At 67.6% G+C, this 20,410-nt stretch carries 15 protein-coding genes; 3 read left to right on the top strand and 12 right to left on the bottom strand.

Going from position 1 to position 20,410, the window contains the following annotated elements:
- Positions 1 to 21: 21 nt before the first annotated feature.
- From yicI to B0I29_RS35720, 6 genes are all read right to left on the bottom strand, one after another.
- Positions 22 to 2,274 (bottom strand): alpha-xylosidase, encoded by a 2,253-nt coding sequence (gene yicI / locus B0I29_RS35745; RefSeq protein WP_111653572.1) that lies wholly within the window; start codon positions 2,272 to 2,274, stop codon positions 22 to 24.
- 19 nt (positions 2,275 to 2,293) lie between these two features.
- Positions 2,294 to 3,181: a carbohydrate ABC transporter permease gene (locus tag B0I29_RS35740; protein WP_111653571.1), complete on the bottom strand. Its 888-nt coding sequence runs from the start codon at positions 3,179 to 3,181 to the stop codon at positions 2,294 to 2,296.
- On the bottom strand, positions 3,178 to 4,065 hold the full coding sequence (locus B0I29_RS35735; RefSeq protein ID WP_111653570.1) for a carbohydrate ABC transporter permease: 888 nt from the start codon (positions 4,063 to 4,065) through the stop codon (positions 3,178 to 3,180). Before B0I29_RS35735 ends, B0I29_RS35740 begins: the two co-directional genes overlap by 4 nt.
- 143 nt (positions 4,066 to 4,208) lie before the next feature.
- Complete coding sequence (locus B0I29_RS35730; RefSeq protein ID WP_111653569.1) at positions 4,209 to 5,510, bottom strand: extracellular solute-binding protein; 1,302 nt, start codon at positions 5,508 to 5,510, stop codon at positions 4,209 to 4,211.
- A 144-nt stretch (positions 5,511 to 5,654) separates the two neighbouring features.
- Positions 5,655 to 6,671, bottom strand: coding sequence for a LacI family DNA-binding transcriptional regulator (locus tag B0I29_RS35725; protein ID WP_111653568.1), 1,017 nt, complete (start codon positions 6,669 to 6,671; stop codon positions 5,655 to 5,657).
- Between the two features lie 158 nt (positions 6,672 to 6,829).
- Positions 6,830 to 9,733, bottom strand: a complete 2,904-nt coding sequence (locus B0I29_RS35720; protein ID WP_111653724.1) for a glycoside hydrolase family 3 protein — start codon at positions 9,731 to 9,733, stop codon at positions 6,830 to 6,832.
- A 243-nt stretch (positions 9,734 to 9,976) separates the two neighbouring features.
- Between B0I29_RS35720 and B0I29_RS35715 the strand changes: the two genes are divergently transcribed.
- Positions 9,977 to 11,374, top strand: a complete 1,398-nt coding sequence (locus tag B0I29_RS35715; RefSeq protein WP_221403178.1) for an FAD-dependent oxidoreductase — start codon at positions 9,977 to 9,979, stop codon at positions 11,372 to 11,374.
- Positions 11,375 to 11,398: 24 nt separating this feature from the next.
- On the opposite strand, the gene B0I29_RS35710 is transcribed toward B0I29_RS35715, so the two are convergent.
- Positions 11,399 to 11,998, bottom strand: coding sequence for a TetR/AcrR family transcriptional regulator (locus B0I29_RS35710; RefSeq protein ID WP_111653566.1), 600 nt, complete (start codon positions 11,996 to 11,998; stop codon positions 11,399 to 11,401).
- A gap of 79 nt (positions 11,999 to 12,077) precedes the next feature.
- On the opposite strand from B0I29_RS35710, the gene B0I29_RS35705 reads away from it, so the two are divergent.
- A complete protein-coding gene (locus B0I29_RS35705) occupies positions 12,078 to 12,914 on the top strand; it encodes a CE1 family esterase (protein ID WP_111653565.1) in 837 nt (278 codons plus the stop codon).
- A gap of 68 nt (positions 12,915 to 12,982) precedes the next feature.
- Positions 12,983 to 15,697, top strand: coding sequence for an FxSxx-COOH system tetratricopeptide repeat protein (fxsT, locus tag B0I29_RS35700; protein ID WP_181558146.1), 2,715 nt, complete (start codon positions 12,983 to 12,985; stop codon positions 15,695 to 15,697).
- On the opposite strand, the gene B0I29_RS35695 is transcribed toward fxsT, so the two are convergent.
- From B0I29_RS35695 to B0I29_RS35675, 5 genes are all read right to left on the bottom strand, one after another.
- Positions 15,698 to 16,312: a CG0192-related protein gene (locus B0I29_RS35695; protein WP_111653563.1), complete on the bottom strand. Its 615-nt coding sequence runs from the start codon at positions 16,310 to 16,312 to the stop codon at positions 15,698 to 15,700.
- An 80-nt stretch (positions 16,313 to 16,392) separates the two neighbouring features.
- Positions 16,393 to 17,127, bottom strand: coding sequence for a S1 family peptidase (locus B0I29_RS35690; RefSeq protein WP_111653562.1), 735 nt, complete (start codon positions 17,125 to 17,127; stop codon positions 16,393 to 16,395).
- A gap of 132 nt (positions 17,128 to 17,259) precedes the next feature.
- Entirely contained in the window at positions 17,260 to 18,417 is a 1,158-nt protein-coding gene (locus B0I29_RS35685) for an acyl-CoA dehydrogenase family protein (protein WP_111653561.1), read from the bottom strand.
- A gap of 15 nt (positions 18,418 to 18,432) precedes the next feature.
- Positions 18,433 to 19,182, bottom strand: a complete 750-nt coding sequence (gene fabG, locus B0I29_RS35680) for a 3-oxoacyl-ACP reductase FabG (protein ID WP_111653560.1) — start codon at positions 19,180 to 19,182, stop codon at positions 18,433 to 18,435.
- Between the two features lie 11 nt (positions 19,183 to 19,193).
- Positions 19,194 to 20,342 (bottom strand): acyl-CoA dehydrogenase family protein, encoded by a 1,149-nt coding sequence (locus B0I29_RS35675; RefSeq protein ID WP_111653559.1) that lies wholly within the window; start codon positions 20,340 to 20,342, stop codon positions 19,194 to 19,196.
- Positions 20,343 to 20,410 lie beyond the last annotated feature (68 nt).

Below are 20,410 nucleotides of genomic sequence, written 5' to 3'. Positions count from 1 at the left end.
GCCGCCGGTAGTCGTTCGCTGCTACTCGACGGTGAGAGTGCAGCTGTCCTCGTCGGCAGGAACCTCGGTCACCGCATCACCAAGCTGGACCTTCCAGGGGAGTTCGGCGCCGGAGCGCTCGACTCGCACGGTGTTGCCATGCCATTGCACGCTGAAGGTGGTGCCGGCTTCTGCTGGGCCGGGGACCGTGACTGTTTCCGTACCGTTGGAGGGCGGCTCGAAGAGCCGGAGGGTGACGCCCTCGCGGTAGTCGTAGTCGGGGCGGTCGGTTCGGGCGCCGACCGGGATGGCCGCGCCCGGGCGGACCAGCAGAGGGACGCTGTCGAAGCCGTGCACCTCGTCGACCCATTTAGGGCCTTCGATTACATTGCCGGTCAGGAAATTGGTCCAACGGCCGTCGGGGACGTAATAGCGGACGTTTCCGGCGGTGCTGAAGACCGGGGCTACCAGGAGGTCGCCGCCCAGCAGGTATTGGCGGTCCAGGTAGGTCGCTGCCGGGTCGTCCGGGAAACCGACGACCATCGGGCGCATTACCGGCAGGCCGGTGAGATGCGCTTCGCGGGCCGCGCCGAAAAGGTACGGCATCAGGCGGTATTTGAGATGGGTGAACGACCGCAGGATGTCGGAGGATTCGTCGTCGAAGTTCCACGGGACGCGGTATGACGTGCTGCCGTGCAACCGGCTGTGCGAGGACAGCAGACCGAAAGCGATCCACCGCTTGAAGACCGCCGGGTCGGGCATGCCTTCGAAGCCGCCGATGTCGTGGCTCCAGAATCCGAAGCCGGAGGACATCAGGGAGAGGCCGCCGCGCAGGCTTTCCGCCATGGATTCGTAGGTGCTGGAGTTGTCGCCGCCCCAGTGCACCGGGAATTGCTGGCCGCCGACGGTGGCCGAGCGGGCGAAGAGGACCGCCTCGCCGTCGCCTTTCGCCTCTTTCAGAACGTCGAAGACGACCTGGTTGTAGATCTGCGTGTAGTAGTTGTGCATGCGCTCGGGGTCGGAGCCGTCGTGCCAGACCACATCGGTCGGCACGCGTTCGCCGAAGTCGGACTTGAAGGCATCCACGCCCATCTCGACGAGCACCCGCAATTTGCCGGCATACCATTCCCGGGCCGCCGGGTTGGTGAAGTCGACGAGGCCCATGCCGGCCTGCCAGAGGTCCCATTGGAAGACGTCGCCGTTGGCGCGTTTGACCAGGTAACCCTTCTCCCGGCCTTCGGCGAAGAGCGCCGACCGCTGCGCGATATAGGGGTTGATCCAGAGGCAGACCTTCAGACCCCGCCCGGCGAGGCGCTTCAGCATGCCCGGCGGGTCCGGGAAGGTACGCGTATCCCACTCGAAGTCGCACCACGAGAACTCGCGCATCCAGAACGTGTCGAAATGGAACACGCTCAATGGCAGGTCCCGCTCGGCCATCCCGTCGATGAACTTGTTCACCGTGTCCTCGTCATAGGACGTGGTGAACGACGTGGTCAGCCAGAGCCCGAACGACCAGGCCGGCGGCAGTGCGGGCCGGCCGGTCAGCGCGGTGTACTTACGGATCACGTCGGCCGGCGTGGGACCGTGAATGATCAGGTACGACAGGCTCTGCCCGGCGACGCTGAACTGGGTGCGCGACACCATCTCCGAGGCGACCTCGAAGGACACCTTGCCGGGGTGGTCGACGAGGACGCCGTAACCGCCGGTGGTGAAGTAGAACGGGACGTTCTTGTACGCCTGCTCGCTGCTGGTCCCGCCGTCCTCGTTCCAGACGTCGATGCTCTGACCGTTCTTGACCAGTGGGCCGAAGCGCTCGCCGAGACCGTAGACGGCCTCACCGACGCCAAGATCCAGCTGCTCGTGGACGAACGAGGAACCGTCGGCGGTGTCGACGATGCCCATGCCCTTCCAGCCGCTGCCGGTGATCCGCTTGCCGTCGACGAGGAAGTCGAGTCCCCAGTGCTCGCCGTCGTTGAAACGGGCGGTCAGCGCGCCCGAGGTGAGCGAGACGGCGTCGACGGCGACGTCGACCGGCGAGGAGCTAACCGAAAAATTCGGAAATTTCGCGACTGATCCTTGGAAATGGTCGATCGTCACCCGGATGACGTCCGGTGCCGGCGCGGCCAGCGTGACCGTGATCAGCGGCGCGTTCAGCGTGTCGCCACGGCCTCGCACCGGCTTGGTGGCGGCATAGACAGTCAGCGAGTCCGGCGCCGTCGAACTGTCCACAACATGCGCCGGGTGCAGCGCGGTGACCCCGTCCCGCTTACGCCAATAGCCGTCGGTGAACTTCATGAGTGTCCTTTACAAACGATCATTTGATGGCACCGGCGGCGATGCCGCGCGTGAGGGTCCGCTGGAAAAGGAGGAAGAAGAGCATCGCGGGGAGAATGCCGATCAGCGCGGAGGCGCTCGTCGTCGTGGCATCCATCATGCGATCGCCCTGCAGCACACCGAGTGCGACCGGAACGGTCTGGTTGTCGTTCGAGATCAGGAAGATCAGCGGCAGGAAGAACTCGTTCCACGTCCAGATGAAGAAGAACGTGAACAGCACCGCGAGGGTCGGCCGGCTGACCGGCACCACCACCTGCCACAGCGCGCGCCATTTGCCGGCGCCGTCGATCGAGGCGGCTTCCAGCAATTCCTTGGGGAACTCGGCGTAGACCGAGGTCAACAGGTAGGTGCCGAACGCGCTCTGAATCACCGTGAAGATGATGATGATCGATATCAGGTTGTCGTAGAGACCGATCTCCTTGCCGATGTAATACAGCGGGTAGACCAGCACCTCCTGCGGCAGCAGGTTCGCGACCAGGAAGAACACCAGGAACCAGACGCGGCCTTTCACCTTGCCGATGCCGAGCGCGTAGGCGTTCAGAATGCTCAGGACCACGCCGAGCACCGCGACGACCAGGCTGGTGATGAAGCTGTTCCAGAGCTTCTGACCGAAATTGACCCGGTTCCAGAAATCGACGATCCCGTCCCAGTACAGGTGCGTGGGAATCGACAGCGGCCCGCTCGCGGCGTAATCCGCCGGGCTCTTCACCGCGTTGACCGCGACCACCAGCAGCGGTCCGACCAGCAGGAGAAGCAAAACCACGAGGGCGAACAGCACGGCGAATCGCACCGGGTTGCGATGCTTCGCCGCCTTCGGCGACGGATCTTCGAGGGTACGCGTAGAGGCCTCCGTGTCCACGACGGTCATCGGGTCTCCTCCGCACGGTGCTGCAGGCGCAGGAACAGGAACGCCAGCAGGACGATCAGCACGGTCAGCACCGTGGAGATCGCTGAGCCGTACCCGACCTGGGCTTTCTCGAAGAAGTTCTTGTAGGCGAAATACGACGGGACCAGGGTGGCGTTGCTCGGCCCGCCGCCGGTGAGCACGAAGACCTGCCCGAAGATCTTCAGTGCGGCGATCGTGGTGGTCACCAGCACGACGTAGAACTCCGGCCGGATCATGTAGACGGTGATCTTGCGGAACCGCTGCCACCAGCTCGCGCCGTCCAGGTCGGCCGCCTCGTAAAGCTCCGGGTCGACCCGGGACAGCCCGGCCATGAACATGACGACCGGATAGCCGAGCTGGAACCAGATCATCACGGCCATCACGCTGTACAGCGCGTAATCCGGGTCGCCGAGCCAGTTCCGGGTGAGCCCGCCGAGGCCGATCGACTCCATGATCTTGTTGAGCGCGCCGTAATCGGGGTGCAGGATCCAGCCCCAGACGATGCCGGTCACCGCGACCGGCAGCACCTGCGGGATGTAGTACCCGCTACGCAGCGTGCCGGCCCAGCGGTCACCGAACTTCTTGGCCACGTAGTCGAAGAGCACCGCGGCCAGGAACAGCCCGAGCAGCGTCGGCACCACGGCCATCGCGAGGACCAGCAGCCCGATGTTGGAGAACGACTGCCAGAAGAGCGTGTCCTGGAAAAGCCTGGTGTAGTTGTCGAAACCGACCCAGCGGGGCGTGCCGACGCCGGTCCATTTGGTGAAACTGACATAGACCGTCATCACCAGCGGAACGACGATCACGGCGAGCGAGGCGAGCACTCCGGGGATCAGGTAGATCGCGTAGCCGCGATTCTTCTTCATGGCCGATTCCTTCCGCGAGGCGGGCGGCGGGTCACCCTGCCGCCCGCGACTCCGAACTTTTTTCAACCTGACATCGGGCCGAAGCTTCCGGGCCGTCCGCCGGCGCCGGCGGCGACGGCCCTCGTCACGTTGAAAAAGTTCGCTCACTTGCCGAGATCGGCCAGATTCTCGTTGTACGGCTTGGCGATCTCATCGAGGAACGCATCGGGCGTCTTCGACCCGTTGATCAGGCCCTGCACGCCGGCGACGAGGACGTCGTAGTAACCGGGCGCCGGCCAGTCCGGGTAGAACGCGAGGCCGTCACTGCCCGAAATCTTGTTGAACGTCTCGACCAGTTCCTTGTTCTTCGGATCGGTGATCTGCGAGACGTCCGCCGCGACCGGGACACCACCGGAGTTGCCGAGCAGCGCTTGGATCTCCGGCGACATGGTGATGTCGATGAAGTCGTACGCGAGAGCCTTGGCCTTGCTCTTCTCCGGCACGACCCAGAGGTTGCCGCTGGAGCCCGGGTGCAGGTTGTTGCCGGGGAAGAGGAAGGTGCCCCACTCGAAGTCCTTGATCTCCTCGGCGAACCGGCCGTACCACCAGCTGCCGGAGAAGAGGATCGGGAACTTGCCCTGGGTGAACGAGACGCCCATGTCCTCGGCCTTGATGCCGGCCGAGTCCTTGGAGATGTAGCCCTTGCTCACCCAGTCGGCGAACGTCTGGGCGCCGTAGGTGAGCTGCGGGCCCTTGAAGTCCACCTTGTTCTTGTAGAGCTGGTAGTCGTCGACGAAAGCGCGGTCGGACTTGGAGAGCGCGAGCTCGTAGAAGATCTGCTGAGCCGGGTACTCGGCGCCGCCGACGGCCAGGGGGGTCACCTTGTTCTGGACGAAGGTGTCCATGACCTTGGTGAACTCTTCGAAGGTGGTGGGTACGGCGAGCTTGTACTTGTCGAAGAGGGCCTTGTTGTAATAGACCATGACGTATTCGCCGTAGTTGGGCACGCCGTAGAACTTGCCGCTGCCCATGATGCCGTCTTCGTCGTACTTGGCGGTGGTCTGCAGGCTCGGGCTCAGCTTGGTGTCCCACCCGCGCTTGGTGGCCTGCTCGCTGAGGTCGGTGAGCAGGCCCTGCTTGGAGAGCAGGCCGGCCGTCGCGTTGCCCTTGTTGTACTCCATCAGGTCGGGCGCACTGTCCGAGTTGAGGATCATCTGGGCGTTCTGCTGGATCTGCTCGAAGCCCTTCTCCTCGAACTTCACCTCGACGCCGGGGTGGTCCTTCTTGAAGATCTCGATCGACTTGTTCCAGGCGATGCCCATGGCGCTGTTCGGACCCTCGTAGTGCCAGAGGGTCAGGGTCTTCGCGTCGGCGCCTTCATCGGCGTCGTCGCCTCCGCCGCCGCAGGCGGTCAGGGCCAGAGACGTCGCCAGCAGGATCGCGGCAGCGGCACGTGTTCTGAACACGGGGTCCTCCCAGGGGGACTGGGTTTCAGATTTCGGATTCGGGGAGAGCGGGTGCGCCGATCGTCGAAGCGCTTCGACGGGTATCTGTCGAAACGCTTCGACGATGGCCTTGCGGGAGACGCTAGGGAACGAGCGCCGTTCATGTCAACGGTGTGACGGAGAGATTTCCGTGCAGCTGTTCCGCTCGACCAGAGCCGGCGCCAGCAACCGGGTGTATTCCACGGTCCGGCCGTCGAGCAGCCGCATCGCGGTCTCCACGGCCAGAGTCCCGACATCATGGGCAGGGATGTCGATCGATGTGAGGCCGACCGGCATGCTGGTAGCCACGTCCTGCGGGCAGATCGCGACGATCGAGACGTCGTCCGGCACCTTGCGACCTGTCGCGTGCAACAGGTCGAGCAGGGGCCGCAGCGCTTCCTCGTTGTGCACCACGAGCGCGGTCAGATCGGACAGCTGGGCGTCGATGTCGGCCATCGCGTCGCGGACCCCGGCCGCGCCCGGCTCGCACGGGTGCGTGACCGTGCGCAGGTCCAGTTCGGCGGAGGCTTCGAGGAAGCCCGCGAGGAACCGGTCCGCGTACGTGGTCTGCCGCCGGTAGACGGCCGGCGACGGGCCGACCAGGCCGATCCGCCGGTGGCCGTGCCCGGCGAGATGCTCCAGCGCCAGCCGGGCGGCCGCCGCGAAGTCCAGGTCGACGCAGGCGATGCCGGTGTGGTCGGACGGCAGCCCGATCAGCACCGACGGCTGCTTGAGCCGGCGCAACGCCGGGATGCGCAGGTCGTCCCGTTCCAGATCCATCAGTATCAACGCGTCCACCATGGTGCTGTGCGCGACGCGTTCCAGCCCGGCGGTGCCCTCGTCCTTGGTCAGCAGCAGAACATCATGGTTGTACGCCCGGGCCGCGGTCACCACGGCTGTCGCGAACTGCATGATGACCGGCACGTTGACGTCCACCCGCAGCGGCGCGACCAGGGCGAGCACGTTGGTCTTGCTGCTGGCCAGGGCGCGAGCACCCGCGTGCGGATGGAACCCGAGCTCGGCGATGGCGGCCTGGACCCGAGCGCGGGTCTCGGCCGAGATCGGGCGGCGGCCGCTCAGAACGTACGACACCGTGCTGGGCGAAACCCCGGCCGCCCGGGCGACGTCGTTGATCGTCGGCACTGCGCCTCCCCAAGTCGCCCGGTCCTTTGCCAAGACCGCTCCCCTCGTCGATCCTACTGATCCCGTCGATCAGTCCTGCTCGCCGCACTGGCCGTGGTCCCTCACCGCGTGCCGATCCGGGGTTCGCATCGCGCCCCGGATCGACACGCGGACCGGGGTCAGCGGATGGTGAACGTCGCCAGGCGCAGGCCGGGGCTCGGCACCAGGTAGACGTCGTGGCGGCCGCTCACGAGCCGCAACTTCGCGGTCGTTGAGGCGTACTCATAGATGCCGCCGGTGTCGCTCAGCGTGGCCGTACCGAGCAGGCGCCCGGAGGGCGAACCGAGCCTGACCTCGACGGAGCCGGCGCCGGACGCACGGACCGTGAGGGTTGTGCCGCCGCGGAGCGCGGCGTCGCGGAAACCGATCCAGTCGCCGGCCCTGCTCGCGCCGACCACCGTGCCGCGTTCCTTGGTCTCGTCGAGAAGTTTGACGCCGGTGTACACGTCGAAGGTCTCCGCCCTCGTCTCTTCAGTGAGGTCCCGTGCGGGGATCGTCTCGCCCCGGACGGCGAGGGTCGCCCGCTGCCGGATGTCGCTCGACGACGAGCCGAGGAGGATGTCGTGCACCGAGCTCTCGACCACCCAGCGCTGCCGGGTGACGTCCCACCTGGCCAGGTCTTCCCGGTCGAGCTTGAGCGTGACCGTCGTCGATTTCCCGGGTGCCAGGTGGACCTTGGTGAACCCGCGCAGCTGCTTCGTCGGCGTGACGTCGCGCGAGGTGCGCTGATGCGTGTACAGCTGGACCACCTCGTCACCGGCTCTATCGCCGGTGTTGGTGACGGTCACGCTGACCGTGCCGTTCCTGATCTTTACGTTGCTGTAGCGGAATTTCGTGTACGACAACCCGTGGCCGAACGGATAGAGCGGCTTCGCGTCGCTGTACAGGTACGTCTGGCCGGTCGTGATGATGTCGTACTGGTTGAGGTCGGCCGGCAGTTGCGCCTCCGAGCGGGGCCAGGTCTGTGTCAGCCGGCCCGACGGGTTGACGCTGCCGTACAGCACGTCGGCGATCGCGTGCCCGGTCTCGGCGCCGGCGTGGGTGGTCCAGAGGATGCCGGGCACGTGCTGCTGCGCCCAGGTGATCGACTGGGGATAACTGCTCTGCAGGACGACGACGGTATTCGGGTTCGCTTGGCGTACCGCTCTGATCAGGGCTTCCTGGCGGGCGCCGAGGCCGAGGCCGGTCCGGTCGTGTGCTTCGCGGCCGGCGACGAACGGGTCGGTGCCGACGACCACGACGGCGGTCTTCGCGTTCTTCGCCGTGGCAGCGGCCTGCTTTACCCCGTCGACCAGCAACTCCTTGCTGAACCGTGCCGCCGTCGCCGCGCTGGACGCCCCGAGCGCCAGGTTGCCGTCGGCGCCCACGGTGACGTACGTGTTCGTGCCGAACCACGGCTCCTGCGTCTCGTAACCGGCGTAGTGCAGCACGACCGTGCCGTCGCTCTGTTCCTCGACCTTGAACTGCTGCTGGACGAACCAGCCGGTCGGGTTCTCCTCGACGGTGACGAACGGCCCCCAGCCGTAACCGAGCAGCTTGCCGTTGGCGACGCTGCGCAGGGTGGAGACGCCGTCACCCCAGTCCACGCTGTCGAACTCCGACGCCGTGGTCTTCTCGCCGAGGCCGGCCGGGCCGTCGGTGGCGTTGAGATAGCGGCCGGTGGTGACCTCCTTCAACGCGATCCGGTCGGCGCCGAAACTCGTGGTGACGTTCTTCGCCCGTTCCTTGATCCCGTCGAGGGTCGTGACTTCGTACGGGAGCTGTCCGCCGTACCAATCGGTGTAAAGCTTGTCGGCGAGAGGACCGACGACCGCGACGTCACCGCCCGGCTTGAGGGGCAGCAGGCTGTTGTCGTTCTTCAACAGGACAGCAGCTTCGGCGGCGGTCTCCCGGGCGAGGGCGCGGTGTGCCGGGCTGTCGATCACGGCGGCGGTGATGTCCGCGTGCGGGCCGCCGTCCGGGTCGAACTCGCCGAGCCGGAACCGGATGCTCAGGGCGTTGCCGGCCGACTCGTTGATCGTCGCTTCGGTGAGCAGCCCCTGCTGGAGGGCTTCGTTGATCGCGGTCACCGTCGGGACGGCGTTCGTGTCGTTGACCGTGAAACTGTCCAGGCCGGCCTTCAGCAGGGCGGCGTTCGCCGCGGCCTGGGTCGCGAAATAAGCCTGCGAACCGGTCAGGTTCGTCGGCGCCCAGGCATCACTGACATTGAAAAGGCGCTGGTCACTCCAACCGCGGACCAGCGTTCCCAGATCAGGGTCAACCGTCGCGGGGCGGCCGTTGATCAGATTGTAGGAAGCCATCACGCCGGTGGCGGCGCCGTTCTCCAGCGCCGCTTTGAACGGCGCCCGGTCATATTCGTTGAGCACCCGCTGCGGGACGTTCGACGAGGTCACATCGCGTTTCGTCTCGTTGTTGTACGCGGCGTAATGCTTCAGCGTCGGCGCGGTCTTCAAATGGTCCGGGTCGTCGCCCTGCAGACCCTGTCCGTACGCGGTGGCGATCTCCCCGGAGAGCAGCGGATCCTCCGAGTAACCCTCCTCGTTGCGGCCCCAGCGCGGGTCACGCAGCAGGTTGACCACCGGCGCCCAGGTGTTCAGGCCCCAGATCGCCGGGTCCTGCGCGTGGAAACCGCGCAGTTCGTCGCCGACCGCCGAGCCGACCCGCTTCAGCAGCTCCGGGTCCCAGGTGCTGGCAAGGCCGACGGCCTGCGGGAAGACCGTCGCGGTGGCGTCGATCTTCGCGCCGTTCTGCGCGTAACTGTTCGACCAGGCCACACCGTGCAGCGCCTCGGTGCCGGACTTGAACACACCGAGGCCGAGACGCGGGATGGCCGGCTGGTACTGGTGCAGCAGGGAGATCTTCTCGTCGAGCGTGAGCCGGCCGACCAGGTCGTCAATCCGGGTGACAAGGGGCAGGCTCGGATCACGGAACGGATAGGCGGGATCGGCGGCTACTGCTGCGCCGGGCGCGAGAGGCACGACCAGCAGAGCGGTGGCGAGGACGGCCAGACCGCGTTTGCGCATGGTGGTCTCCATCATGAGAAAGGCATGGCGAAATGGCGCTCCGAGGTGGGCTGTCGAAGCGCTTCGACGATCAGCGGTGTCAGGGGACGGTGGGGTGGGACGCGGTGGGGTCACCATAGATCCCGGCTGATGCGACAGGCAACCATCGCCCGCAGCTTTCCGGAAATGCCGCGGTAACAGAGATCGGGGCTGGAGGACAATGGGACGGTGCGAATCATCGTGATCGGCGGCGACGCGGCCGGAATGTCAGCGGCCGCGCAGGCTCGGAAACGGCGCAAGGCGGACGACCTGGAGGTCATCGCGTTCGAGCGGGGCGAGTTCACGTCCTACTCGGCGTGCGGGATCCCGTACTGGATCGGCGGCCTCGTCGACGGGCCGGACGCGTTGATAGCCCGAAATCCGGCGGCGTTCGCCGAGAGTGGCATCACCGTCCACACCGGGCACGAGGTGACCGGAATTGATCTGTCCGCGCGGACCGTGACGGTGCGCTCGGCCGACCGGGAGTTCAGCGAGGGCTTCGACGAGCTGGTTTACGCCGCCGGCGCTGTCCCGGTGCGGCCGAAATGGGCCGCGGGACCGATGCGCGGCGTCTTCGGGATGCAGACCCTGGGCGACGGCGCGGCCGTGGAGGCCTGGATCGCCGAGACGTCGCCGAAGAACGCCGTGGTGATCGGCGCCGGGTACATCGGCGTGGAAATGGCCGAGGCGCTGCTGCGGCGCGGCCTGTCGGTCACCCTGGTCGAGCAGTCGCCGCAGCCGATGTCCACGATCGACCCGGACATGGGTGCGCTGGTCGCGAAGTCCATCGAGGGCATGGGGATAACGCTGCGGACGGGTGTCACCGTCCAATCCCTGGAGTCCCGGTCGCCGGCGTCCGGGTCTTCGGCGTCCGGATCTTCAGCATCCGGGTCTTTGGCGTCCGGGTCTTCCGCGTCCGGAAGTGATCGGATCGGGGCGGTGGTGACCGATGCCGGGACGCTGCCGGCCGACCTGGTGATCCTGGGACTGGGCGTCCGGCCCAACACCGAGCTGGCCAAGGCCGCCGGGATCCCGCTCGGCGCCACCGGTGGTCTCGCCACCGACCTGCGGCAACGGGTGACCGGCCCGTCCGGCCTGGTCGAGGGCGTCTGGGCGGCCGGCGACTGCACCCAGGTGCTGAACCGGGTCAGCGGGCGGCAGGTGCACGTCCCGCTCGGCACCCACGCGAACAAGCAGGGCCGGGTCGCCGGCATCAACCTCGGCGGCGGGTACGCCACGTTCCCCGGCATCATCGGCACCGGCATCACCAAGATCTGCGACCTGGAGGTGGCCCGGACCGGCCTGTCGTCGAAAGAGGCCGACACGGCCGGCTACCGATACGTGACCGCCACGGTCTCGTCGACGAACCGCGCCGGCTACATGCCCGGCGCCGATCCGATGACCGTGAAGGTCATCGCCGAGAAAGAGAGCGGCCTGCTCCTCGGCGCCCAGATCGTCGGCAAGGCCGAGGCCGCGAAACGGATAGACGCGTTCGCGGTGGCCGTGTGGAACCGGATGACGGTCACCGAGATGACCGCTTTGGATCTGGGCTACGCACCACCTTTCGCCCCGGTGTGGGACCCGGTGCTGATCGCCGCACGCAAGGCGGACGAGGCGCTTTAAGAACGAGGTTCTACTGACGAGGCGCTACGGACGAGGCGCTACGGACGAGGCGCTCTGAGCGGAGGCGCGGAGGCCGGCCAGGACCATGTCGAGGTAACGGCGGGTCAGGCCGGCCCGCTCCCCCGGGCTCGCGTGCACGGTGGCCGCGAAGACCACGCCGCACATCAGCCGGACGACGTCCTGGCTGGTCAGATCCGGCCGGACCACGCCGCTCGCCTGCGCCCGGCCGAGCAACTCCCCGGAGGCGGCGTGGAGACGGCCGACCAGCTCGGCCGTCTCCGGCAGCGCGTGCGTACTCGCGGCGAAGACCGGCTGCACGGACGCGTCGGCCAGCTGGATGTCGATGCCGGCCAGGAGAAACCCGGCGAACGCGTCCCAGGCATCGTCCGCGCCCAGGGCACGGTTCGCCTCGGTCACCAGGTTCTCGAGGCCCGGCCGGGCGACGGTCTCCAGCAGCGTCTCCGTCGTGGGGAAATGCCGGTAGACCGTGGCCACCCCGATCGACGCCTCACGGGCGACGTCGTTGAGCCGCAGCGGCACGCCCTCGTCCACAAAACGCCGGCCCACCTCGACGATCTGCTGCCAGTTACGGGCGGCGTCCTTGCGCAGCGGTACGGAAGTCACGTGAGAAGGATAACCGGATACTCCATCCACATCATGTTACGTTGAAACGGATAAGCCATCCGCTTCAACGGGAGCCCCCATGGAAACCATCGACGTGGCCGGACGGCCCCGCACCTTCACGCTGGTCACCCCGGACGGCGGCGACTACGACCGCCTGCTGATCGTCTTCCACGGCTCCACCCAGAACGCCGGGATCTTCCGCCGCTTCACCGGCAACGCGTTCGACCGCCTGGACCGGACCGCCGTCGCCTACCTCGACGGGCACCGGGGCAACTGGAACGACGCCCGCAAGCTCAGCAGCACACCGGCCCGGCTCGCCGGCGTCGACGACGTGGCGTTCACCGAGGCGATCGTGAAACGGTTCGGCGACGGCCGGGAGACCGTCGCCGCCGGGTACTCCAACGGCGGCGGCATGGTGATCCGGCTCCTCCACGAGCGCCCCGACCTGCTCGCCGGCGGCGCGATCATCGCGGCCCAGCAGCCGGCCCCGGACAACTTCCTGTTGTCCGGAACGCCGGCTCTGCCGGTCGTACCGAAGCCTGTGCTCCTGATCCACGGAACCAAGGACCGGATCGTTCCGTACGCGGGCGGGCGGATGGCAGCGTGGGCCAGGCTCGCGTTCAAGTCCGGCGGGGCCCTGCTGTCCGCTCCGGAGACGGCCGCCTACTTCGCCCGGCGCAACGGGATAACCACCCCGCCGACCAGCACCGACCTGCCGCATCGGGGCGGCCGGACGACAGTGAGCCGGACCGGCTACGCCCAGGACGGCCACCCGCCGGTCACCCTGTTCACCGTGCACGGCGGCGGCCACACCATCCCGGGCCCGAAGCCCTCCCCCGCCCTGATGGGCCGCACCGCGACGGACCTGCACGCGGCAACGGCCATCGCGGAGTTCTTCGGCCTGACGACCAGCTGACCAGACGCGGCCGCGCCGGCGCGGAGTACCGGATAAGAGGATCGCTTCCGGTGACAGAGCGTTGTAGATTGACCACCCTCGGCACCGACCGGAGGTGGCGCAGTTTGCTGGAAGCCCGCAATCCCCGCCGTCTCCGCACCGCGCTGCTCGTGGGAGCAGTCCCCGTCGTCGTGGCCATCGGAAGCTGGCTCACCAACGTTCTGACGTCCGGCTGGGACCCCTGGCTGTTCGCCGCGCTTGCCGGCGTGGTCACGGTGTCGGCGGTGCTGACCGTCGCGGCGGAGCGGAACTACAGTCTCCCGGCGCCCGTCCCGGCCGTGCCGGCACCAGCCGGCGCCCCGCCGGCCTGGGTGGATGTCCCGCCGCGAAGCCGACACTTCACCGGCCGGCAGGAACTGCTCACACTGCTCGCACATCGCCCGGCGGAGAGCCACGGCGTGACCGCCATCGTCCCCCACGCGCTGTACGGCCTCGGCGGTGTAGGCAAGACGCACCTCGCGGTCGAGTACGCACACCGCCGGCACCATCAGTTCGATCTGGTGGCGTGGATCCCCGCGGAGCAGCCGGCGGCGCTGCGATCCGCCTATCTACGTGTCGCGGCGGCTATGGGTCTGCCCGAGTCGGACGACGTGGAACGTACCCTGGCCCTGGTGCGTGACGGCCTGCGCCGAGGGGTGCCGTTTCGGCGCTGGCTGATGATCTTCGACAACGCCGAGGGGCCGGCGACGCTACAGGCCTACCTTCCCGAACCGGCGCCACCACACTCAACCGGCCAGGTGCTGATCACATCACGCGATCGAGGCTGGTCCGGTGTGGCCGACACCATCGAGGTCGAGGTGCTGCACCGCGACGAGAGCGTGGCCCTGCTACGCAAGCGTAATCCCGTTGTCGACGAGGCGGACGCGGTTCGTCTAGCCGAACAACTGGGTGATCTGCCGCTGGCACTGGAGCAGGCGTCCGCGTGGATCGACGCTTCCGGCACCACGCTCCCGCACTATCTGCGTCTGCTCTCCGAACGAACCCGGGATCTGCTGGACGCCAACCGGCCCGCCGATTACCCGGCGTCTGTCGCCGCTACCTGGGGTGTGGCGCTGGAACGCCTGTCCACCACTGACAGCGCGGCGGTGCGGTTGCTCGAACTGACCGCCTTTCTCGCACCGGAACCGGTCGACCGCGGCATGCTTCGCCTCGGCGGCGGCGGTGTATCGCCCACGGCGCTGAAGGAGGTCCTCACCGATCCCCTCCGCCTCGACCAGGCCATGGCGCACATCGGCCGGTTGTCTCTCGCCAAGCTCGACGCCGGCCGGGGAACCATCCAGCTGCATAGGCTCATGCGAGCCGTCGTCCAGGCCCAGGTAAGCCCGGACCGGGTCGATGAGTTGCGCGCGGCGGCACAGTCGCTGCTGGCGACCGCGGAAGGTGCCGCAGGCGATGAGACCGATCCCCAGACGTGGGCGATGCACGGCAGGATCACGCCGCATCTGCGATTCACCGGCTGTCTGAGCAGCACCAACCGGCAGATTCAGGAATTGGTGCTGCGGCAGCTGAGCTACCTGCACAACCGTGGGGACATGAAGAGCTGCCGGGACTTTGCCGAGGAAGCCAGAGACCGGTGGAGCGAGCGGGCCGGGCCGGACGATGAGAACACGCTCTTCGCGGCATTCTGGTTGGCCGGGGCGGCACGCGGACTCGGCGACATCGGCCTGTCGAAAGTGCTACTGGAGGAGATTCTCGGACGCGCCCGCCGCTCGCTGGGTAATGACCACCCGGTCACCCTGCGGGCCGCGAACAGCTACGGAGCCAATCTGCGGCTCGCCGGTGACTACCGCCGGGCCTACCAGTCAGACCTGCTGACGCTCGAGAGATGCCGGGTCACCTACGGGCCAACGGGCTTCTGGACTGCGGCGGTCTCCAACAACCTCGCGATCGACCTGCGCAATCTCGGGCGGTTCGCCGAGGCGCTCGCGCAGAACGAGGAGACCCACGCCCTGCGCCTGCGGACCCTGGGGCCCGGTCACCTCACCACCCTCTTCTCACAGGCGGCGTGTGCCCTCGACCTCTACTACCTCGGCCGGTACCAGGAGTGCCTCGACATCGCCGAGACCGTCATCCCGCTGATGAAGCCACTGGTGGAATCACCGGACATGTACTTCTCCCCGGGCCTGCGCATTCAGGTGATCGCCCTGACCGCGGCCGGCGAGCACGCGAAGGCCGCGGCACTGAGCCGGCCGCTGCTCGATGCGTACCGTACCGTCCGCGGCGTGGACCATCCCGATACCATTGCGATCGCGATGACCACGGTGAACGCACTCCGGGCCGGCCACCCCGCAGAGTCCCTCACGCTTGTTCGCGCCACACTGGCACTGCATCAGAAGGTGTACGGCGACGACCACCCGGCGACGCTGGCAGCCCTGGTCAACACGGCGGTGACCGAGCGGCGCAACGGCGAGTACGCGGCCGCCGCCCACCATGACGAACAGGCGGCCGGGGCCGTGGAGAACGTCTTCGGCGTCCAGCATTGGGTGACCCTGTGCGCCGGGAACGGCCGGGCGATCAACCATGCGATCGCCGGAGACCACGCGACGTCCTGCCGCATGCTGAAGCAGACGTACGACACGTCCGTGCTGGTACGCGGCGCCGGCCACCCCTACACCCTCGCGTGTTCGGCGAATCTCGCGAAGGCGAACCGCCGCGCTGGCAAATGGGGCGCCGGCCTCACGCCGCCGTACCAGCTCCGGCGCCACGCCTGGGCCGAATGCCCCGTCGAGCTACCCCTGTACTAGTCAGCGGAGGTGGACCAGGACCGCCGGGGTCTCCTGCCCACTCCAGCAACCACTCAGAACACCCCTGTCCGCGGGATCGACGGCGATCAGCGGAACCCGGTTCACGTTCAGCGTCAGAGCGTCCGTGGCGATCACGGTCGGGTCGCCGTCGGCGTGGCCGGTGATCGCGGTGGCCGGTGCGACCTCCGCCCCGCTGCCGGTCAGCGTGAGGTCCACCTCGCGGGTGACCCGGGCGCCGTCCGACTCGATCTCCTCGACGGCCTCACTACCGGCCGAGCGGATCACCTCGACCAGCGTGGCGACATAGACCGGGTCGCCGGTGCCGTCGTAGACCCACCGCTTGCCCAGCACCGAATGCTCGGTCACGCCGATCAGATGCTCCTCGGCACCGTCCAGCGGCGCGCCCCGGTAGGTCAGCGGGACGTGCAGCACCGGACCGTCCCCGGCACGGACCAGCATGGTCTCGACGCCGACCTCGCCGGCCGGGTCGTCGAACCGCGCGGCTGCCACCCGGGACAGTGGGCCCTCACCGTCGTACCAAGGGCGGGTCGGTAGCCAGGCGGCGAGCAATTCCAGCTTGCTCGGGGTGATCTGTGCCTTGTGGAGGAGAGCCATACCGAGAGCCTAGTCAGGACGGACCGGGTCGGTGCGCCGCGGCGCACCGACCCGGTCGTCGAATGACGTGCGCGAAAAGGTCAGGCAGGCAGACCGCCGACCTGCGTGTTCACCCAGGCGCGGATGGACGGCAGGTCACCGTAGATCGACGGCGCGGTCGCGCAGGTCGAGCTGTTGTTGCCGGCCCGGCTGGTGACGCCGATCAGCGCCCAGCGGCCGCTGACCTGACGGACCTGCGGCCCGCCGGAGTCGCCGTAACAGGCGCCGGCGTTGCCGTTGGTGTTGTTGGTGCAGATCTCGTACGCGGCGTCGATGCCGGAGCAGCGGCTGTCCGCCACGATCGACGTGTTCAGCTCGTTGGCGACCGTCGGGGCCGAGCCGCAGCCGCGCTGCGGGCAGGTCTGTCCCCAGCCGATAATCCGGGTGGCGGTGCCGACCGCGCCGGACGCCGTGGGGATCGAGGCGGGCGCGTGGGTCACCGAGGACGCCAGTTCGAGCAGCTTCACGTCGATCCGCGGGTGGGTGACGGCCCGCCGGACCGACACCACGGTGCCGCCACTGCTGCGGTTGATGCTGCCGACCCGCACCGTCGAGGGTGTCGGGCAGTGTGCCGCGGTGACCGCCCAGTTCGCCTTGATGAGCGAGCCGGTGCAGCCGGAGACGTAGACCATGAACGAGTAGTTCTCGCTGGCGGGCTGGCCGCCGACGACCAGTGGACCGACGTCGGAGGGGTTCGCGAGGGCCGCGGTGGCCGGCGCGAACAACCCGGCGACGGCAACGGCGACAGCGAGGAGCATCCGGGGAACGGAGCGCATGCGTTCGTCCTTTCTGCCTGACGGGGGAACGGGCTGCTGCCCGGCCCGACCGTAGCCAGAAAGTGACGAACGTCGATACATCCCAGGCGGGGCCTATCGCAGAAGGATGGCCCCGCCCCGAGATGACAAGAACTACAGACCCATGTCCTTCGCAATGATCATCTTCATCACCTCGGACGTGCCGCCGTAGATCCGGTTGACCCGGTTGTCGGCGTAGAGGCGAGCGATCGGGTACTCGTTGATGAACCCGTAGCCGCCGTGCAGCTGCAGGCACCGGTCGATCACCCGGTGCGCCACCTCGGTGCAGAACAGCTTCGCCGACGCGGCCTCGGCAGCGGTCAGCTCACCGTCGTCGAGCGCCTCCAGGGCCCGGTCGGCCACCGCCTGCGCGGCGTCAACCTCGGCCTGACACGCGGCCAGCTCGAACTTGGTGTTCTGGAACGACGCCACGGCCTGGCCGAAGACCTTGCGCTCCTGGGTGTACTGCTTGGCGAACCGCACCGCCGCCGCGGCCTGCGCGTACGCGCCGTACGCGATCGACAGCCGCTCCTTGGGCAGGTTCTTGCCCAGGTAGGAAAAGCCCTTGTTCTCCTCGCCGAGCAGGTCCTCGACCGGCACCTTCACGTCGACGAACGCCAGCTCGGCGGTGTCCGAGGTACGCAGACCCAGCTTGTCCAGCTTGCGGCCGACCGAGTAACCCGGCAGCTTCGTGTCGACGACCAGCAGCGTGATGCCGTGCCGGCGGTCCTCGGGCAGCGACGCGGCGGTCCGCGCACAGACGATCACCTTGTCGGCGTGCACACCGCCGGTGATGAAGGTCTTCGCGCCGTTCAGCACGTAATGCGTGCCGTCCTCGGAGAGACGCGCCGTGGTGCTCATGCCGGCCAGGTCACTGCCGGTGCCCGGTTCGGTCATCGCGATCGCGTACATCGCCTCGCCGGAGACGAAGTCGGGCAGCCAGCGGCGCTTCTGCTCCTCGGTGGCGAGCTGCAGAAGGTACGGAAGGCAGAGCGCGACGTGCGCCCCGGAGGCACCGAACGACACACCGGCCCGGGTGGTCTCCTCGGTCTGGATGGCGGCGAACTTGAACGAGTCGATGCCGGCGCCGCCGTACTCCTCGGGCACCTCGATGCCGAACAGGCCCAGCTCGGCGAGCTTCTTGTAGAAGTCGCGCGGCACCTCGCCGGCCACGAACCACTCGTCGTAGTTCGGTACCACCTCGGCCTCGATGAACGTCCGCAGCGTCTGCCGGAACGCCTCGTGGTCTTCGTTGAAAACTGAGCGACGCATAGAAAAGATCCCCTATTAAAGTCGGCGTCCGCCGTCGACATAAATGGTCTGTCCGGTGATGAAGGAAGCCGCGTCACTCGCCAGAAACGCGACAACATTCGCGATGTCGGAAGGCTGACCCACCCGGCGAAGCGGGGTGATCTCGGCGGCCTTGGCCTGCATGTCCTCGGCGGCGATGCCGACCCGGGCCGCGGTCGCGTCGGTCATCTCGGTCACGATGAAGCCGGGCGCCACAGCGTTCACGTTGATGCCGAACGGCCCGAGCTCCATCGCGAGCGTACGCGTCAAACCCTGGATCCCGGCCTTCGCGGCGGCGTAGTTGGCCTGCCCCCGGTTGCCCAGCGCGGAGACGCTGGACGTGTTGACGATCTTCCCGGAGCGCTGGGGCACCATGTGCCGCTGCGCCGCCCGGCTGCACAGGAAGGCGCCGCGCAGGTGCACGTTCATCACGATGTCCCAGTCCGACGAGGACATCTTGTGCAGCAGGTTGTCCCGCAGCACCCCGGCGTTGTTGACCAGCACGTCGACGCTGCCGAGCTCACCGGCGACCTTGTCGAAGACCGCGTCGACCTGCGCCTCGTCGGCGACATCGCAGGAGAAGGCAACCGCCGTGCCACCGGCCGAGCGAATTTGGTCAACGAGAGGAGCGCAGGCGTCCGAGGACAGATCCAGCACGGCGACCGCCGCGCCGTCGGACGCGAGCTTGACGGCGGTTGCCGCGCCGATACCCCGCGCGGCTCCGGTGACGATGGCTACCCGACTCAACACGTACCTCCTCAGAACGCGCTGATCCCGGTCAGCGCACGGCCGATGAGCAGTTTCTGGATCTGACTGGTGCCTTCGTAGAGCGTGGTGACGCGGGCGTCGCGCATGGCCTTGCCGACCGGGAACTCGTCGACGTACCCGTACCCGCCGAACACCTGGATCGCCTGGTTGGCGGCCTTCACGGCGGACTCGGTGGCGAACAGCTTCGCCATCGAGGCCTCGGTGCGGAACGGCAGACCCCGGTCGACCAGGTCAGCGGCCCGCCAGACCATCAGCCGGGCGGCGTCGGTCTCGACCGCCATGTCGGCAAGCATCTCCTGCACCAGCTGGTACGAGGCGATCGGCTTGCCGAACTGGACGCGCTCCTTCGCGTAGGCGACGGAGGCTTCGAGGCAACCGCGGGCCAGGCCGACGGAACCGGACGCGACGGCGATCCGGCCCTTGTCGAGGGCCGACATGGCGATCTTGAAGCCGCCACCTTCTTCGCCGAGCAGATCAGCCTCGGTGACGCGTACCCCATCGAAGTTGATCTCGGCTGTCGCCTGACCGCGCAGGCCGAGTTTCCCCTTGATCTCGCGCCGGGCAACGCCCGGCGCGTCGGTGGGCACCAGGAAGGCGCTGATCCCTTTCGGTCCAGGCCCTCCGGTACGCGCAAAGACCAGCACGACCTGAGCCCAGGTCCCGTTCGTGATGAAGATCTTCTCGCCGCTGATCAGCCAGCCGTCGCCGTCGGGGACGGCCCGGGTGGTCAGATTGCCGGCGTCGGATCCGGTGCCCGGCTCAGTGAGACCGAAACAGCCCAGCATCTCGCCGGAGCACAGCCCCGGCAGCCACCGCTGTTTCTGAGCGGTCGTGCCATAAGCCTGGATGTTCTTCGCGACCAGGCCCAGCGAGACCGAGACGATGCCGCGCACCGACGTGTCGCCGCGACCCAGCTCCTCCATCATCAGGATGTAGGAGAGGAAGTCGCCGCCCGAGCCGCCGAACTCCTCAGTGATGCCGAGTCCGAGAAAGCCCAGTTCGCCGAGCTTGCCGACGATCTTCAGGTCGACCTGCTCGGCACGATCCCAATCGGTCACGTGCGGGACGACCTCACGGTCAACCCAGTCTCGGGCCAGGGAGCGGAACTGCTCCTGCTCGTCCGTCAGGCCGAGGTCCACGGCGCCTCCCGGAAGAAGTAAAACTAACGCTGTCAGGTTTCAAGTCGGATGCTAACTTAACACCGTTA

It is taken from the genome of Actinoplanes lutulentus (assembly GCF_003259845.1).
GTDB classification, from domain to species: Bacteria; Actinomycetota; Actinomycetes; order Mycobacteriales; family Micromonosporaceae; genus Actinoplanes; species Actinoplanes lutulentus.
This window is presented reverse-complemented; position numbering and strand designations above follow the sequence as displayed.